General features: G+C 45.0%; 13 protein-coding genes. 10 read left to right on the top strand and 3 right to left on the bottom strand.

Annotated elements, in window-relative coordinates:
• Positions 1 to 26: 26 nt before the first annotated feature.
• The 5 genes from fabG (at position 27) to ABWP91_RS07320 (ending at position 5,786) form a co-directional block, all read left to right on the top strand.
• Entirely contained in the window at positions 27 to 764 is a 738-nt protein-coding gene (gene fabG, locus ABWP91_RS07340; RefSeq protein ID WP_353242712.1) for a 3-oxoacyl-ACP reductase FabG, read from the top strand.
• A gap of 9 nt (positions 765 to 773) precedes the next feature.
• Entirely contained in the window at positions 774 to 1,958 is a 1,185-nt protein-coding gene (locus ABWP91_RS07335; protein WP_353242711.1) for a thiolase family protein, read from the top strand.
• A 121-nt stretch (positions 1,959 to 2,079) separates the two neighbouring features.
• Positions 2,080 to 3,420: an MFS transporter gene (locus tag ABWP91_RS07330; RefSeq protein WP_353242710.1), complete on the top strand. Its 1,341-nt coding sequence runs from the start codon at positions 2,080 to 2,082 to the stop codon at positions 3,418 to 3,420.
• A 33-nt stretch (positions 3,421 to 3,453) separates the two neighbouring features.
• Entirely contained in the window at positions 3,454 to 4,617 is a 1,164-nt protein-coding gene (locus tag ABWP91_RS07325; protein WP_353242709.1) for a glycerate kinase, read from the top strand.
• Between the two features lie 14 nt (positions 4,618 to 4,631).
• A complete protein-coding gene (locus ABWP91_RS07320; protein ID WP_353242708.1) occupies positions 4,632 to 5,786 on the top strand; it encodes a CdaR family transcriptional regulator in 1,155 nt (384 codons plus the stop codon).
• Between the two features lie 12 nt (positions 5,787 to 5,798).
• Here ABWP91_RS07320 and narL read toward each other — a convergent pair whose 3' ends face one another.
• Positions 5,799 to 6,455 (bottom strand): two-component system response regulator NarL, encoded by a 657-nt coding sequence (narL, locus tag ABWP91_RS07315; protein WP_353242707.1) that lies wholly within the window; start codon positions 6,453 to 6,455, stop codon positions 5,799 to 5,801.
• Positions 6,456 to 6,476: 21 nt separating this feature from the next.
• Positions 6,477 to 8,204, bottom strand: coding sequence for a nitrate/nitrite two-component system sensor histidine kinase NarX (narX, locus tag ABWP91_RS07310; RefSeq protein WP_353242706.1), 1,728 nt, complete (start codon positions 8,202 to 8,204; stop codon positions 6,477 to 6,479).
• 334 nt (positions 8,205 to 8,538) lie between these two features.
• Between narX and ABWP91_RS07305 the strand changes: the two genes are divergently transcribed.
• The 5 genes from ABWP91_RS07305 to narI all read left to right on the top strand — a co-directional run bounded on the left by ABWP91_RS07305 (position 8,539) and on the right by narI (position 16,701).
• Entirely contained in the window at positions 8,539 to 9,936 is a 1,398-nt protein-coding gene (locus ABWP91_RS07305; RefSeq protein WP_353242705.1) for a NarK family nitrate/nitrite MFS transporter, read from the top strand.
• Between the two features lie 69 nt (positions 9,937 to 10,005).
• Entirely contained in the window at positions 10,006 to 13,767 is a 3,762-nt protein-coding gene (locus ABWP91_RS07300; protein WP_353242704.1) for a nitrate reductase subunit alpha, read from the top strand.
• Positions 13,767 to 15,308: a nitrate reductase subunit beta gene (gene narH, locus ABWP91_RS07295; protein WP_219244763.1), complete on the top strand. Its 1,542-nt coding sequence runs from the start codon at positions 13,767 to 13,769 to the stop codon at positions 15,306 to 15,308. Before ABWP91_RS07300 ends, narH begins: the two co-directional genes overlap by 1 nt.
• Positions 15,305 to 16,027: a nitrate reductase molybdenum cofactor assembly chaperone gene (gene narJ / locus ABWP91_RS07290; RefSeq protein WP_353242703.1), complete on the top strand. Its 723-nt coding sequence runs from the start codon at positions 15,305 to 15,307 to the stop codon at positions 16,025 to 16,027. The genes narH and narJ overlap by 4 nt, the downstream gene beginning before the upstream one ends.
• Positions 16,024 to 16,701 (top strand): respiratory nitrate reductase subunit gamma, encoded by a 678-nt coding sequence (gene narI / locus ABWP91_RS07285; RefSeq protein WP_206083360.1) that lies wholly within the window; start codon positions 16,024 to 16,026, stop codon positions 16,699 to 16,701. The genes narJ and narI overlap by 4 nt, the downstream gene beginning before the upstream one ends.
• A gap of 120 nt (positions 16,702 to 16,821) precedes the next feature.
• Here narI and ABWP91_RS07280 read toward each other — a convergent pair whose 3' ends face one another.
• On the bottom strand, positions 16,822 to 17,604 hold the full coding sequence (locus ABWP91_RS07280) for an IclR family transcriptional regulator (RefSeq protein ID WP_353242702.1): 783 nt from the start codon (positions 17,602 to 17,604) through the stop codon (positions 16,822 to 16,824).
• Positions 17,605 to 17,759: the final 155 nt, after the last annotated feature.

Genomic DNA, 17,759 nt, shown 5'->3' with positions numbered 1-17,759 from the left:
TTTCAATATTAAAGAAGGATTTATTTATGTTAGTCAAAGACAAAGTTGCCATCGTCACAGGTTCTGCAAGAGGTATTGGTTTTGCTATCGCACAAGTGCTGGCAGAAGAAGGTGCCAAAGTCGTGATTTCTGACCTCTCCATGTCCTCTGGCGAAGAAAGCGCAAAACAGTTACAGGACCAAGGTTTTGAAGCCGTGTTTATCCCGTGTGATATTTCCAAACGCGAACAAGTCAACGCGTTGTTTGCCCAAGCCAAAGAACACTTTGGCGGCATTGATGTGATTGTGAATAACGCAGGGATCAACCGTGATGGCATGTTACATAAACTCAGTGACGATGACTGGGATAAGGTTATCGACATTAACTTGAAAGGTACGTTTAACTGCATGCAAGAAGCAGCCAAACTGATGCGCGAGCAAGGCAGCGGCCGTATTGTGAATATCTCTTCAGCGAGCTGGTTAGGGAATGTGGGACAAGCTAACTATGCGGCCTCAAAAGCAGGGGTTATCGGCTTAACGAAAACGGCTTGTCGCGAATTGGCGCGTAAAGGCGTCACCGTCAATGCTATCTGCCCTGGGTTTATTGATACTGATATGACCCGTGGTGTGCCTGAAAAAGTGTGGGACATCATGATCAGCAAAATCCCAGCAGGTTTTGCAGGTGATCCACGAGACGTTGGGCAATGTGTGGCGTTCTTGGCGTCAGACAAAGCGCGCTATATCAATGGCGAAGTGATTAACGTTGGCGGCGGCATGGTGCTGTAGGAGAACAGAATGAAAAACGCAAATGATATTGTGATTGTTAGCGGTGTAAGAACGGCGATTGGTACCATGGGTGGCAGTTTTGCGAACACGCACCAACACGATTTAGGGGCTGAAGTGATCCGCGAAGCCGTAAAACGTGCAGGGATCGCGCCAGAAGATGTGGACGAAGTGATCGTCGGAAACGTGGGGCAAATAGCAGAAAGCGGTTTTATTGCACGGATCTGTCAATTACGTGCAGGTTTACCAAAAGAAACAACGGCTTACTCCGTTAACCGCCAATGTGGCTCGGGGCTACAAGCGCTGGCAGATGGCATGATGCTGCTGCAAACAGGGCAGTCGGATGTGGTTGTGGCATGTGGAACCGAAAATATGACCATGTTGCCGTACTACTTGCGTAAAGCGCGTTATGGCTACCGTATGGGCAATGATGTTTTAGAAGATGGGCTGACATCGATTTTAACTTGGCCTGAAGGCCCGTATCACAACGGGATGACGGCGGAAAATGTTGCGGAGCAATTTAATATTTCCCGCGAAGAAATGGATGACTTTGCATGGGATAGCCAGCAAAAAGCATTGAAAGCTATCGAAGCGGGTTATTTTAAAAATGAAATTCTGCCGATTGAAATTCAAGAAGGGCGCAAAGGGACGCGTATTTTTGATACGGATGAACACCCTCGGGACACACCAAGAGAAAAACTCGCGAAATTGCGCCCTGCATTTAAAGCCGATGGTGTGATTACCGCAGCGAACTCGTCAGGGATCAATGATGGTGCAGCGGCATTGGTGATGATGCGCCGCGAAGAGGCCGAAAAACGTGGGCTGAAACCACGAATGAAAGTGGTGGATTGGGCGGTAGCAGGCTGTGAAGCTGCGATTATGGGGTTTGGTCCTGCACCCGCGACACGCCGCTTGATGGAAAAATTGAAGATGGATGTCAAAGACATTGACTTGATTGAGTTAAATGAAGCTTTTGCTGCTCAAGCGATAGCTGTTATGAATGATTTGTCATTAGACAGCTCACGGGTCAATGTGAATGGCGGTGCGATTGCATTGGGTCACCCAGTTGGGGCTAGTGGGGCAATTCTACCGGTTAAGTTAATGTACGAAATGGAACGCCGTCAGGTTGCTACAGGGTTAGTGACGATGTGTATCGGCGGTGGTCAAGGGATATCAATGTTGTTCGAAAGAGAATAAGAAATACTGCAAGCAAAAAGCCCGACGTGGGGCGTCGGGCTGTTGCTGAGGTAATAACAACAGGTATTGGTAACGTTATGAAGCACCGAACCTGTTTCACTGCAACATGAGGATCTTATCTATGTTTTCTACAAATGCAAAGTTAGATTATGCGGCACAGGGTAAAAAGACCAACGCAAAGATATATCGCAACCTGATGCCGTTATTGATTTTGGCTTATATTATTAGCTTTATTGACCGTACCAATATTGGTATGGCAAAAAATGCGATGTCGATTGACCTCGGATTATCTGCAACCGCATTCGGGATTGGTGCGGGGTTATTTTTCCTGACTTATTCAATTCTTGAGATCCCAAGTAACCTGATCATGGAAAAAGTCGGTGCGCGTTTTTGGATCACACGGATCATGATCACGTGGGGGCTTTTATCGGCCGCGATGGCATTCGTCACAGGGCCAACGTCTTTTTATGTACTGCGCTTATTATTAGGGGCGGCAGAAGCGGGTTTATATCCAGGGGTGATCCTGTATATGACCTACTGGTTTAGCCAAGAGGAACGGGCTAAAGCGACGGGGTTATTCTTATTGGGTGTGTGTCTCGCCAATATTATTGGTGCGCCATTAAGTGGTTTATTGTTAAGTATGGATGGCTTATTAGGCTTCCATGGTTGGCAGTGGATGTTTGTGATTGAAGGCTTACCTGCGGTTATTCTTGCATTTGTTGTTTGGTTTGTTTTACCAAATAAACCCGAAGACGCAAAATGGTTAGATGAAGACGATCGGAATTATATTAAATATAAGCACGAACAAGACCAAAATAGTATCAGCGTCAGCAATAACAAATTCTCATTAAAAGCAGCGTTTAAAAACAAAGCATTTATGATGATTGTTGCGATTTATTTTACTCACCAATTCTCAGTATACGGCTTGAGTTATTTCTTACCGACTATCATTGGTGAATACGGCAAATTAACACCAATTCAAATTGGTTTATTAACGGCAATTCCTTGGATTTCAGCGGCCATTGGCGGTATTTTTGTGGCAAGAAAAGCCAATACGCCTCGTCGTTCATCCCGTATCTTAGTTTCAGGGTATGCGGTGATGGCTGTCGGTCTGGTAATAGGTGCTCTAGGTGGTCCAGTGGTTGGGTTAATTGGTTTTTGCTTAACTGCCTTTATGTTCTTCGTGGTGCAATCCATTATTTTCTCACTCCCACCGACTTATATGAGTGGTAGTATGCTGGCAGGAAGTTTGGCATTACTGAATTGTTTAGGGTTGTTTGGCGGTTTCTTGGGGCCATTTATTTTAGGGTTCTTTGAAGATTATACAGGTACAGCCACCTCTGGATTATGGTTTGGTGTTGGCTTACTCGTTATCGGGACGTTGATTGCTTCTCGGGTGAACACCAACGGTATGAGCAACAGTGAGAAAGTGGACGCACCAGCATCGGTACAAGCGAAATAACCCAACATTGGCATTTACAATAGGAAAGTCTACATGAAAATTGTTATCGCACTTGATTCCTTTAAAGGAAGTTGCTCAGCACAGCTTGCATGCCAAGCAGTTGCTGAGGGTTTCAAGCGTGTATCCTCCGATTTGGATATGACATTATTGCCGATATCTGATGGCGGAGAAGGCCTGTTGGAGTCACTGGAGCATAGTCCGATTTTATCTGGTGTAACGCCTTACATATTGACGTGTACTGGGCCCTATGGCAGCAAAGTTGATGCGCGGTTGTTAGTGTTGGAAGGAAAAACCGCCTTTATTGAAATGGCTCAATGCAGCGGTTTAGAGCTCGTCAAATCTGAATTTCGCCATGCCGAAAAAGCCTCAACATACGGCTTGGGGGAAATGGTTAAATACGCCCTCGATTTGGGGTGCAACCGCATTATTATTGGTATTGGCGGAAGTGCAACAAACGATGGCGGGGCGGGCTTTGCGCAAGCACTAGGTGCTCAATTTTACGATAAAAATCATCAATTAATGAGCTCGCCAATAAATGGTGAGGATCTCATTAATATCGCAAAAATTGGGTTGGATAAGTTTGACCCTCGTGCAGCGGCTGTTGAATTTAACGTATCTTGTGATGTAGAAAATCCGTTGCTGGGTAAGAATGGGGCAACGTATATCTATGGCCCACAAAAAGGTGCTGATAGTGCAATGCTCGACCTGTTGGAAGCGGGTATGGTGCACTATGCCCAATTAATGTCGAACACGTTAGGGAAAGACGTCTCAGCTGAGGCGGGAAGTGGGGCGGCTGGAGGGCTAGGTGCTGGGCTGCGTTGGTTCGTGAATGCTAAGCTCGAAAAAGGTATCGACCTTGTGCTGGGGTTATTGGGGGCAGAAGCTTATATACAACAAGCAGATTTAGTGGTGGTTGGTGAAGGGCGAATGGACAGTCAAAGTGCTAACGGTAAAGCACCTGTCGGTGTTGCCCGCATGGCAAGTCGTTATGGTGTGCCTACAATCGCCTTATGCGGTGGATACAGCGAAGATAGCCGAATCTTGTACCAACACGGTATCACCGCGATGTGGTCACTATGCCCTGGCCCTGTCTCTTTAGAGCAAGCGATGGTTAACGGAGAACGCTACTTGGCGGATACCGCTGAAAACTTGCTAAGAACGGTATTATCAAGCCAAAAAAAGTTTGTAAAACAATAAGATGAGGCGGTAACATGCTACTGACTGAAAAATTAGCCAATGATATTGTCACGCGTGCAATGGGGATAATCCATCACAACGTCAATGTGATTAACAGTCAGGGCGTGATTATCGCCTCAGGTGAAAAAAAACGTATTGGTGAAACTCATGAAGCCGCAGTGGAGGTGATCCGCTGCGGCAAACGGATCACCATCTACAATGAAAATGAAGCGCGCGCATATTCCAATGTTGCACCGGGGATTAACCACCCGATTATTGTGGCAGACAAGGTGGAGTTAGTGATTGGTGTTAGCGGCGACCCTGTGGTTATTCAGCGTTATGCAGAGCTCGCCATTCTCACCGCAGAACTATTGATTAAGCAAGAGATTGAACGCCGTAGTATTAATTGGCAGCACCGTTTGCGGGATATGTTATTTGTACAGTTTATTGAAAGCGATACGCCCATTCAGGGGCGAAGTGCATTATTAAAGCTGCATAATTCTGGTTTTTCGTTTTCGCTACCGACTATTCCAGTGATTATTAATATTGAAGCTATTCAATATCGCCCTGAAATTCTAGATACCATTATTACCGAATTATCGGCGATGGAAAAAAGTGATGTGCTCTTGCTCAATAGTCGTGAAGTGTTGATGTTATTTCCCTCAAAACATTATCAAAATGAATCGTTTATCCCTAATTTACATTTTATTTTAGATAGCCAACTGAGCCAGTATTATATTGGTGTTGGCGTGCAAGCAGATAGCGAAGAACATGTGCGTGATGCAGTGCATTTTGCGCGCTCAGTGATTGATGTTGGTCGCCAAACCGTCCCTGAGAAACAGGTTTTTTTATTTAAAGAAATGGCCTCATTTTGTTTGTTTAATGAGTTAGAAAACAGTTACTTATTTAATTTCTTTTTGGATATTTGCAACAAGATTTTATTGCATGACTCAGGGGAAAGCTTGTTAGAAACGTTAGAGCTGTTTTTATCGCAAAATGGTGAAATAGGGAATACCGCTTTGCAGCTTGGCATCCACCGCAACACGCTAAGTTATCGGTTACAACAAATCAAAAAGCAAACGGGGCTCGACCCGACAAAATTTACTGATTTAATTCAATTGTCCGTGGCAATGCATGGCTACCGTCGACGTTACCCAAAACAGCAGCCATGGCTAGATGCATTAACCTAATAAGTCGGTAGGTTACTTTTGCTGTAAAACCCAAATCGCAGCTTCAACACGCGATTTTAAATTGAGTTTTTTCAGTAAATGCTTCACATGTACTTTAACGGTACTTTCCGTAATAGTTAATTTATTAGCAATTTGCTTATTGGATAAACCCTGTGAGATTAAATCTAATATATGGGTTTCTCTTGGAGTGAGTGCTGTTAAATTATGATCCGTCGATGCGCGGTTATCTCTTAATGATTCGGCCAAAACAGAGGCTAACGTTGGGCTGACTACCATTTTACCACTGGCGGCTTCTTTCAATGCAACAATCAGTTTTTCGGGTTCCATATCCTTTAATAAATAGCCATCAGCACCGTGCTTTAGCGCATTAATTAAATCTTCACCATAGTTAGAGACGGTGAATAAAATAATGCGGCCAGAAAGTTCGCGGCTGCGCAAATTACTGAGAACTTCAAACCCATTCATTCCTGGCATATTTAAATCTAATAGGATTAAATCGGGGTCATATTCTTCGGCGAGTCTAATGCCTGTTTCGCCATTATCAGCTTCCCCTATCACCTGCAATGTTGGTTCTAAGCTGATCAGCTGTTTAACGCCGTTACGCAGCATCGGATGATCATCAATGAGTAAAATAGTGGATTGCCCAGTCGTGATATTTTTGCTTTCCATCAACAAGTAACTCCAATTTAATTAAGCCACAGCGAGAGGGAATGTGACACTGACTGTCGTTCCCCCCTGAATGCGAGGTGCAATTTGGTACTCCCCGTTTAAGCTCAGAGCCCTTTCCCTCATGATAATCAGCCCATAATGGTTATTTTTTGTGGGCTGAGGTTGAATACCTTCACCATTATCTTCAATGGTGACGGTGATAACGCCTGAATTTTCGAATAACGAAACTTGCGACCAATTTGCATTGGCGTGCTTGAGAATATTGCTCAAGGCTTCTCGGATTATCTGTATGATATGAATTGCTTGGTGAGGCGAAATACTTTTTGCTGGCAGTTGGTAATCTAAGTTTATTTCAAAGCCAACACGTTGGCTAAATTCACTGATAGTACTTTCCAAAGAGGGTAATAAACCCGGTTCAGTGAGTTTTAACCTAAAGGTGGTTAATAATTCACGTAATTGGCTATAAGCCGAATTAATTTCATTGCGCATTTCATTGAGTAAATCTTGTTGTTTATTGGGCAATGATTCTGGCTGCATTTGCAGGTAGCTAATTTGCATTTTTAAACATGATAACGATTGGGCAATAGAGTCATGGAGTTCTCTGGCTATTGCCGAACGCTCGTCCATAATCAGCAATTGTTGTTGTTGCTCTAATTGGTGCGCCATTGCTAACATGCCAGTGATTTGTTTGACCAACATTAGCACTAAATTATTTTGCTCATCGGATAAAGGCCTATCTATTGGGAGCTCGGCTAGAATAACCCCATAGCGGTGTAAATTATCAGAGATATCCCACGATAACACTGTTGGATGTTCCACGGTTTCAGGGACTGGAAATTCACCACAGTGGATGTCATGAAAATAGGTATCGTTATTTTCTTCATATAGCCGCAAGCTAATATTTTTAAGAGGGGTTAGGTTTTGCAGCTCCACCAAGACTTTTTCCAGTCGTACCGCCAGTGGGTCGATGGAATGCAAGGTGCGATTTGATTGATACAGGTACAGCAATACTTTGTTTTTATTCTGTAAGTCTGCCGTTTTTTCTTCGACGCGAGATTCTAATTGGTGATAACTTTGCGCTAATTCGTCAGACATTTGGTTTAATGTTTGCCCAAGAGCGCTAAGCTCATCGTGTTTTTTATACGTCGGATAACGTTGGCTAAAATCCCGATGACTGATCGCATTCACCATATTTAACAATTTTAGCCAAGGGTAATAAATTTTTCTCCTAAAATGGCAAATGGTGAAGAGTAATAATAAAGACACGAGGCCGATAAACACCATTTGTGTCATGGCAACATAGGTCATTTTACGTTCTGTTTTTTCGTCGATACTTTTTACTAACTCATCGATTTTATTAACAAAAGTGATAACTTCAAAACGTGCATCATTGGGGGAAGTCGCTTTTGCTAGCGCAGGTCTTAAATCGTTTAGCCAATATTGGTGAAGCTCGCTAAATAGATTCGTTAAATTTTCAATTTCGACCACTTGGGTTAATTCAGGACTTAATAAATCACGTTCAAGTTCATTCAGATAAACATCTGAATAGGTATTGAGTGGTGTTAATGAAAGCAAATGATAACTTTGCATTCTTAGCGACCCTGATTTATTTATTGCGTGAGCGTTCCCTTGCACACTAATAATCATTTGGTTGGAAATTGTCATGCCAATAATACCGAGTACGGCAATCAATAACATTAAGCCAATAACTTGGTTAATGATTGAAAATCGACGGTTCGCAGTTGGCATACATAATCCTTAATTCTATTGCATCATTATTCAATATTTTTTATAACGCTATTATTGTTCCTCTATTAGGCAAAATTGAATATGCCACTTCGGTATTACTCCCTAATATCTCACTGAGTATTTTTGCTAAAATTCTTACCAATAAATGTTTTTAATAGATGATATTATTTCTTTATATTCAATATTTTAAATAAAAATACCCCTAATACCCCCCTGGTGGGCAGTCTGATTTTTGCGCCAAATTTGATTTAAATCTCCCTTGATTTAGATCAGCTTCACGCCGGCTTATTCGCCACACACTGCGTTCAGAAAATCGTATTTATCGGGGTGAGTTATGTCTCAACGAGAGAGTGTTAATCATACTGCTGCACAGCCAAAAGGCGTTATTCAGGATTGGCGGCCTGAAGAAAGCCAATTTTGGCAGCAAACAGGCCAGCGAATTGCTAAGCGCAATTTGTGGATTTCGATTCCGTGTTTGTTGCTCGCATTCTGTGTATGGATGTTATTTAGTGCGGTTGCCGTTAATTTAAATAAAGTGGGTTTTAATTTTACCACTGATCAATTATTTTTATTAACCGCACTGCCTTCTGTTTCAGGCGCATTATTACGTGTGCCTTATTCTTTTGTTATTCCTATCTTTGGTGGTCGTCGTTGGACGGCAATTAGCACCGTATTTTTGATTATTCCGTGTATTTGGCTGGGGTATGCGATTCAAGACCCAACAACGCCATACCAAATCTTTGTGATTATTTCCCTGCTTTGTGGCTTTGCGGGAGCAAACTTTGCGTCGAGCATGGCGAATATCAGTTTCTTTTTCCCGAAAGCTCGTCAAGGTGGCGCGCTGGGCTTAAATGGCGGTTTAGGCAATCTAGGCGTTAGCGTAATGCAGTTAGTCGCACCGTTTATTGTCGGCGTAGGTGTGTTTGCTTTTGCAGGGGGAACAGGAGCAGTTCAACCTGATGGCTCAGTGCTGTGGTTGGAAAATGCAGCGTGGGTTTGGGTGCCATTCTTGCTGTTCTTTACGGTGATGGCGTGGTTTGGCATGAACGATTTGGCAGCAAATAAAGCCTCGTTAAAACAGCAGCTTCCTGTTTTGAAACGTGGACATTTGTGGATTTTAAGCCTGTTATACCTCTCAACATTTGGTTCATTTATCGGTTTTTCCGCGGGCTTTGCCATGCTGTCGAAAACCCAGTTCCCCGATATTGTCATCTTGAAATTTGCCTTCTTTGGCCCATTCCTTGGCGCATTAGCACGCCCACTCGGTGGCATGCTGTCTGACCGTTTTGGCGGCGTCAAAGTGACGTTCCTTAACTTTATCGCCATGGCCATTTTTTCAGGTTTGCTGTTCTTCACCTTGCCAGAAAACGGCCAAGGCGGCTCCTTCGGCGCGTTTTATGGCGTGTTTATGGTGCTGTTCTTAACGGCAGGGTTAGGCAGTGGCTCCACATTCCAGATGATCGCTGTGGTTTTTCGTAAATTAACCATGGACAAAGCTTTATTAAGAGGTGCTTCAGAGCAAGAAGCACAAAAAGAAGCAGTAACAGAAAGTGCGGCAGCACTCGGGTTTATCTCTGCCATTGGTGCAATTGGTGGCTTTTTTATTCCAAAAGCCTTTGGGACGTCTTTAACCCTGACGGGCTCGCCCGCTGATGCCATGAAAGTATTCTTTGTGTTTTATCTCTCTTGTGTGTTTATCACGTGGCTAGTCTACGGGCGTACTCACAAATAATAACAAGCAATAAAAACCCTTTTTAAGCAATGTACGGCGGCGGTCGCCGTCTCTTTGGAGGCAATCCGAATGAGCAAGTTTTTAGACAGATTTCGTTATTTTAAGCAACTGGGTGATACCTTCGCAGGCGGTCATGGGCAAGAGCTCAATGTTAACCGTGATTGGGAAGATGGTTACCGCAGCCGCTGGCAGCACGATAAAGTCGTGCGTTCTACTCACGGTGTTAACTGTACCGGTTCATGTAGCTGGAAAATCTACGTCAAAAATGGCCTTGTGACGTGGGAAACACAACAAACAGACTACCCACGCACTCGCCCAGATTTACCTGACCACGAACCACGTGGCTGCCCGCGTGGTGCCAGTTATTCATGGTATTTATACAGCGCAAATCGCGTGAAATACCCGATGATGCGTAAGCGTTTACTGAAATTATGGCGCGATGCAAAAGCGGAGCACCAAGACCCTGTCGCGGCGTGGTTATCCATCATTAGTGACCCAGAAAAAGCACAGAGTTACAAACAAGCCCGTGGTCGCGGTGGTTTTGTGCGCTCCAGTTGGCAGGAAGTGAACGAGTTAATTGCAGCTGCTAACGTGGCGACGATTAAAGAATTTGGCCCTGACCGCATTGTTGGCTTTTCACCAATCCCAGCGATGTCGATGGTGTCTTATGCATCAGGCGCCCGTTACTTATCCCTCATTGGTGGTGCTTGCCTGAGCTTCTACGATTGGTACTGCGACTTACCACCCGCATCCCCAATGACGTGGGGCGAGCAAACGGACGTGCCTGAATCCGCGGACTGGTATAACTCATCCTACATTATTGCTTGGGGCTCGAACGTCCCGCAAACCCGTACGCCAGATGCTCACTTCTTTGCTGAAGTCCGCTATAAAGGAACAAAAACGGTTGCAGTCACGCCAGATTACGCAGAAATCACCAAATTCTGCGACCATTGGTTGAACCCAAAACAAGGGACAGACAGTGCGATGGCGATGGCGATGGGGCATGTCATCCTCAATGAGTTCCACGTCAAACGTGAAGCAGAATATTTCCGTGAATATGTTCGTACCTACACCGATATGCCGATGTTGGTAATGCTCGATAAGCATGAAAACGGCAGTTATGTTGCTGGGCGTATGCTGCGTGCTTCAGATCTCGTTGATTCTTTAGGCGAAGAGAAAAATGCCGAATGGAAAACTATCGCGATTGATGAAGAAACCGGAGCACTGTGTGCACCTCAAGGTTCGATGGGATTCCGTTGGGATGACAGCCAAAAGTGGAACTTAGAACCGCGTGCTGGGCAAGATGCGCACGAGGTCAAAATGCAACTTAGCCTTGCAGACACGCACGATGAATTTGTTGAGGTTGGCTTCCCATACTTTGGCGGCTTAGAAAGCGAACATTTCCAAAGCGTTGAACTGAAAGACGTCTTACTGCACAAATTACCCGCGAAACGTATTCAGCTTGCCGATGGCAGCGAGTCACTGGTTACTAGCGTGTATGATTTGATGCTTGCTAACTACGGCATTGACCGTGGTTTCGGTGATGAAAACTGTGCTGTTGATTACGATGATATGAAAGCGTATTCCCCTGCATGGGCTGAAAAAGTCACTGGGGTAAGCCGTCAAAATATCATTCGTATCGCCCGTGAATTTGCGGATACCGCAGAGAAAACCCACGGCCGTGCGATGGTGATTGTCGGGGCAGGTATCAACCACTGGTACCATATGGACATGACTTACCGCGCCATTATCAACATGCTGATTTTCTGCGGCTGTGTGGGTCAAAGTGGCGGCGGCTGGTCACACTATGTTGGACAAGAAAAACTGCGCCCACAAACAGGCTGGACACCACTGGCTTTTGGTCTTGATTGGCAGCGTCCACCACGCCATATGAACAGCACATCATTCTTCTATAACCATTCAAGCCAATGGCGTTATGAAACGGTCGGGACGGAAGAGTTACTCTCACCTTTAGCCGATAAAAAAGCATTCAGCGGCAGTTTAGTGGACATGAACGTGCGTGCAGAAAGAATGGGCTGGTTACCATCAGCACCGCAGTTAAGCGTCAACCCAATCAATATTGCTAAACAAGCACAAGATGCAGGGCTTTCCCCAGTGGATTACACCGTTAAGCAATTGAAAGACGGCAATATTCGTTTTGCGGCAGAACAGCCAGATGATCCACAAAACTTCCCACGTAACCTGTTTATTTGGCGTTCAAACTTATTGGGTTCCGCAGGGAAAGGCCATGAATATTTATTGAAATATCTATTGGGTACTGAAAATGGTATTCAAGGCAAAGACTTAGGCCAACAAGGTGGCGTCAAACCTGAAGAAGTAGAATGGCAAGATACAGAGGCACAAGGGAAAGTGGACTTAGTGGTGACTCTCGATTTCAGGATGTCGAGCACTTGCTTGTTCTCGGACGTTATTTTACCGACCGCCACTTGGTATGAAAAAGACGATATGAATACCTCGGATATGCATCCGTTTATTCACCCGTTATCCGCTGCGGTTGACCCTGCTTGGGAATCGAAAAGTGATTGGGAAATCTACAAAGGTATTGCCAAAGCCTTCTCCGCTGTCAGTGTCGGTCACCTCGGCAAAGAAACTGATGTCGTCACACTGCCGATCCAGCATGATAGTAAAGCGGAAATGGCACAGCCTTTTGATGTGAGAGATTGGAAAAAAGGCGAGTGTGAGCTGATCCCCGGAAAAACGGCGCCACATATTATTTGTGTTGAACGTGACTACCCCAATACCTACGCGCGTTTTACCTCCCTTGGCCCATTAATGGACCAATTAGGGAACGGCGGGAAAGGCATCAGTTGGAATACGCAAGATGAAGTTGATTTCCTGAAAAAACTGAACAAAACCCAGCCAGAGGGTGCCAATGCAGGCCGCCCTAAAATTGACACTGCCATTGATGCTGCCGAGGTGATTTTAACCTTAGCCCCTGAAACCAATGGGCAAGTGGCAGTGAAAGCGTGGGATGCGCTAAGCAAAGTCACAGGGCGCGACCATACGCATTTAGCCCGCTACAAAGAAGATGAGAAAATTCGCTTCCGCGATATTGTGGCACAACCACGTAAGATCATTTCCAGCCCAACGTGGTCAGGTTTAGAAGATGAACATGTCTCTTACAACGCTTGTTATACCAACGTTCACGAGATGATCCCTTGGCGTACGCTCAGTGGGCGTCAACAGTTATATCAAGACCATGAATGGATGCGTGCCTTCGGTGAAAGCCTTGTGGTATATCGCCCGCCAATTGATACGCGTGCGGCTCAGCCATTAATGGGTAAAAAATCCAACGGTTACCCTGAAAAAGCGCTGAATTTCCTGACGCCACACCAAAAATGGGGTATTCACTCCACTTATAGTGACAACTTATTGATGTTGACGCTCGGCCGTGGTGGCCCTGTGGTTTGGTTAAGTGAGGATGATGCCCGCGAGTTAGGTATTGAAGATAACGATTGGGTTGAAGCGTTTAACAGTAATGGGGCATTGACGGCAAAAGCGATCGTCAGCCAACGGATCCCTGATGGCATGATCATGATGTACCACGCGCAAGAACGGTTGATCAATTTGCCAGGGTCAGAAATTACGGCGCAGCGAGGGGGGATCCATAACTCAGTAACGCGTGTTTGCCCGAAACCAACCCATATGATTGGCGGCTATGCCCATCTGGCCTATAGCTTCAATTACTACGGAACCGTGGGTTCTAACCGTGATGAGTTTGTGGTTGTTCGCAAAATGAAACAGGTCGACTGGCTGGATGGGGAAAACGATGCCTATCAGCAGACCCTGAGCGGAAAGGAGAAAGCATAATGAAAATTCGTTCTCAAGTCGGCATGGTGTTAAACCTCGATAAATGTATTGGTTGCCACACATGTTCAGTGACCTGTAAAAATGTTTGGACCAGTCGCGAAGGTGTTGAATATGCATGGTTTAATAACGTCGAAACCAAACCGGGTATCGGCTACCCCCATCACTGGGAAGATCAGGAAAAATGGAAGGGCGGTTGGATCCGCACCATTAAAGGCAAGCTAGTTCCACGCATGGGGAACAAAGTCGGCGTACTGTCTAAAATCTTTGCTAACCCTGATGTACCTGCCTTGGATGATTATTATGAGCCATTTAATTATGACTATGGCCATTTAAAAAATGCCAAAGAAGGCAAACATGTGCCAACTGCGCGTCCACGGTCGTTGATCACAGGCGAACGGATGAGCAACGTGAAAATGGGGCCTAACTGGGAAGATGACCTCGGTGGCGAATTTGCTAAGCGTGCCGCAGATAAAAACTTTGAGCACATCCAAAAAGAGATGTATGGGCAATTTGAAAATACATTCATGATGTATTTGCCTCGCCTGTGTGAACATTGTTTGAACCCCGCGTGTGTTGCAACGTGCCCAAGTGGTGCGATTTACAAACGCTCTGAAGACGGTATTGTCCTGATTGACCAAGATAAATGCCGTGGCTGGCGCATGTGTTTAACAGGGTGCCCGTACAAAAAAATCTACTTTAATTGGAAAAGCGGCAAGTCAGAAAAATGTATTTTCTGTTACCCACGTATTGAATCCGGCATGCCAACAGTTTGCTCGGAAACCTGTGTTGGGCGTATCCGTTATTTAGGTGTGTTGCTGTATGATGCCGATAAAATTGAATCGGCGGCGAGTGTGGAAAAAGAGACGGATCTGTACCAAAGCCAGCTCGATGTATTCCTTGATCCACACGACCCTAAAGTGATTGAAGAAGCGCAAAAACAGGGGATCCCATTAAGTGTGATCGACGCTGCCCAGAAATCGCCAGTGTATAAAATGGCGATGGAGTGGAAGCTAGCGCTGCCACTGCACCCTGAATATCGCACATTACCGATGGTGTGGTATGTGCCACCTTTGTCACCAATTCAATCTGTCGCTGATTCGGGTTTATTGGCGAACAATGGCGTATTACCTGATGTGGAAAGCTTGCGTATTCCAGTGCAGTACCTCGCTAATTTATTAACCGCTGGGGATACGGAACCTGTGCTGTTAGCGCTAAAACGCATGCTAGCGATGCGCCATTATAAACGTGCTGAAACTGTAGAAAACCAGTGTGATACCAGTGCGTTAGAGCAAGTGGGGTTAACGGAAGCGCAAGCCCAAGAAATGTACCGTTACTTGGCAATTGCTAACTATGAAGACCGTTTTGTAATCCCATCCAGCCACCGTGAATTAGCGCGTGAAGCGTTCCCTGAAGCCAAAGCCTGTGGCTTTAGTTTTGGTGATGGCTGCCATGGTAGCGATAGCAAAACCAACCTGTTTAATAGCAGACGTATTGATGCCATTGATGTGACACCAAAAACGACTCAGGAGAATACACTATGATGACGTTAAGAGTGATTTCTCGGCTGTTAGAGTACCCTTCAGAGACACTTTGGCAGCACCGTGATGAGTTAATCGAAGCGTTAGAGCAGGCGGATGAATTACCCGTGACTCGCGCGGTTCAACTGATGATGTTTGTGCGTGAATATCTCAATGAAAACTTGCTGGATATGCAGGCGCAATATTGTGAGCTATTTGATAGAGGACGCGCGACATCGTTACTGTTATTCGAACATGTTCATGGGGAATCGCGCGACCGCGGCCAAGCGATGGTCGATTTAATGGGGCAATACCAGCAACATGGCCTGCAAATTGATTGCAAAGAGCTGCCCGACCATTTGCCCATTTACTTGGAGTATCTCACTGTTTTACCACAACAAGAAACCGTGGGGGGCTTGCACGATATCGCGCCAATCTTAGCATTATTAGGGGAGCGATTAAAACAGCGTGAAAGCCGCTTTGCGAGCTTGTTTGAAATATTACTCGAGCTATCCAATAGCGAAATTGCCACTGAGCAGCTTAGCGAAAAAGTGGCATCAGAAGCGCGGGATGACACGCCTCAAGCCCTTGATGCCGTGTGGGAAGAGGAGCAAGTGAAGTTTTTTGCAGATGAGAAAACCTGCGGTGGGGAAGTCACCGCCCATCAACACCGTTTTGCTAATGCCGTCACGCCACAATACTTGGATCTCGGCATAAGCAGCCATGTAGGAGTGCAAAAATGAATTTTCTCAATCAATTCTTCTTCGACATCTACCCGTATATTGCTGGCACTGTATTTATTGTCGGCAGCTGGCTGCGTTATGACTACGGTCAATACACGTGGCGTGCGGGTTCAAGCCAAATGTTAGATAAAAAGAATATGCGTCTGGCATCCAATTTATTCCATTTGGGGATTATTGGGATTTTTGTCGGCCATTTTCTGGGGATGCTAACACCACATTGGATGTATGAATCTTTCCTGCCAATGCATATCAAGCAGTTGATGGCGATGATTGGGGGCGGTTCCGCGGGGGTGATGATGTTAATTGGGGGGGCGATGTTATTGAAACGTCGACTGACTAACCCACGTATTCGCGCGACATCTTCCTTTGGTGACATCATGATTATGGTATTGCTGGTGGTGCAAGTGTGTTTAGGGTTACTCACTATTCCATTCTCTGCGCAACATATGGATGGCAGTGAAATGTTGAAATTAGTGGGCTGGGCACAGTCTGTGGTGACATTCCATTGGGGCGCATCGAATTACCTTGAAGGCGTTGGCATCGTGTTCAAGTTACACATCGTGTTGGGGATGACGATATTTTTACTCTTCCCATTCTGCCGTTTAGTGCACATTTGGAGTGCACCTATCGAATACCTAAGTCGTCGGTATCAGTTGGTGAGAAATCGCCACTAAGTTCGGGTTTCACAGGGAAGTGAGCCAGTACATTGCTCTTGTGTAATTGATTCTTGTGTAAACAACAAATATGGCTATTTTGGCACCCCATCTAACATGTTAGATGGGGTTTTTTTATGTTTATTTGCTGACGGCGGGTTCGATATAGCCAAGGCGGCGAGAAATAAGCAAACAAACATGGGCAAGTTCATCATTGACCCTGTCTATTTTGGGCAACATACGGTGTGTCGGGCCTGCAACACTGATAGCCCCAACAATACTGCCGGTGTAGTTGAATATTGGCCTTGCAACACACGTTAGCCCTTCTTCGTTTTCTTCATCATCTAAAGAAAAGCCTTTCAAACGAATATCGGCCAACAATTCATACAGCTTCATTCTATCGACAACGGTTTTTTCTGTGAATTTCACCAGTGGTTTATCTAGAACCTCATCAATTTCTTCCAAAGGCTGGAACGCTAAAAGCGCTTTCCCAATCCCTGTGCAATAGGCGGGTAACCTTGCCCCTAATTTTGCAGTTGTTTGAATCGATAGGGTGCCTTCGCTTTTATACAGATACACCACATGCCCACTGTTATAGACTCCCAAAAAGCAGGTTTCGAATGTTGAGCTGGATAGCGTTTTTAAGTAAGGAATTGAAACTTCAACTAAATTAACATTCATTAAGCCTTTAATTCCGAGTTCAAGGCTTTTTAAATCAAGGTTATAACGCTCTGTAAGGTGATCGATGCTGACATATTGGCGTTCTTTTAACGTCTCTAATATCCGAAACGCCGTTGTTTTGGCTATCCCTGTGTTTTTAACCAATTCTGCCAATGAAATTCCATCGGAATGATTACTTATTTCTTCAAGGATGGTCAGTACTCTATCAATGTTTGATGAGTTTGCTTGGCTGTCTTTCGTCATTGTTGGCTCCTTACCTTCGCTGGGGTCATTGTACGCATAATTTCATGTGAATTAAACGTCGTTCCATTTTCTCCTTACTCTCACCACTTTTGTGCGTAAAGACAGGTAATTTGTAATTAATTGATAAGTCATATCTTTACGTTATTGATTGTGAT

The sequence above is a fragment of the Providencia sp. genome (assembly GCF_040396775.1).
Classification (GTDB): Bacteria; Pseudomonadota; Gammaproteobacteria; order Enterobacterales; family Enterobacteriaceae; genus Providencia.
Note: the sequence above shows the minus strand (reverse complement) of the source record. Positions and strands in the feature narration are given on the sequence as shown.

What these genes read in the sequence shown, in the direction of transcription:
- ABWP91_RS07300 (WP_353242704.1), top strand. Translation starts at nt 10,006, where the DNA reads ATGAGCAAGTTTTTAGACAGATTTCGTTATTTTAAGCAACTGGGTGAT.
- narJ (WP_353242703.1), top strand. Translation starts at nt 15,305, where the DNA reads ATGATGACGTTAAGAGTGATTTCTCGGCTGTTAGAGTACCCTTCAGAG.
- ABWP91_RS07330 (WP_353242710.1), top strand. Translation starts at nt 2,080, where the DNA reads ATGTTTTCTACAAATGCAAAGTTAGATTATGCGGCACAGGGTAAAAAG.
- ABWP91_RS07280 (WP_353242702.1), bottom strand. Translation starts at nt 17,604, where the DNA reads ATGACGAAAGACAGCCAAGCAAACTCATCAAACATTGATAGAGTACTG.
- ABWP91_RS07335 (WP_353242711.1), top strand. Translation starts at nt 774, where the DNA reads ATGAAAAACGCAAATGATATTGTGATTGTTAGCGGTGTAAGAACGGCG.
- narH (WP_219244763.1), top strand. Translation starts at nt 13,767, where the DNA reads ATGAAAATTCGTTCTCAAGTCGGCATGGTGTTAAACCTCGATAAATGT.
- ABWP91_RS07320 (WP_353242708.1), top strand. Translation starts at nt 4,632, where the DNA reads ATGCTACTGACTGAAAAATTAGCCAATGATATTGTCACGCGTGCAATG.
- ABWP91_RS07305 (WP_353242705.1), top strand. Translation starts at nt 8,539, where the DNA reads ATGTCTCAACGAGAGAGTGTTAATCATACTGCTGCACAGCCAAAAGGC.
- narL (WP_353242707.1), bottom strand. Translation starts at nt 6,455, where the DNA reads ATGGAAAGCAAAAATATCACGACTGGGCAATCCACTATTTTACTCATT.
- narX (WP_353242706.1), bottom strand. Translation starts at nt 8,204, where the DNA reads ATGCCAACTGCGAACCGTCGATTTTCAATCATTAACCAAGTTATTGGC.
- fabG (WP_353242712.1), top strand. Translation starts at nt 27, where the DNA reads ATGTTAGTCAAAGACAAAGTTGCCATCGTCACAGGTTCTGCAAGAGGT.
- ABWP91_RS07325 (WP_353242709.1), top strand. Translation starts at nt 3,454, where the DNA reads ATGAAAATTGTTATCGCACTTGATTCCTTTAAAGGAAGTTGCTCAGCA.
- narI (WP_206083360.1), top strand. Translation starts at nt 16,024, where the DNA reads ATGAATTTTCTCAATCAATTCTTCTTCGACATCTACCCGTATATTGCT.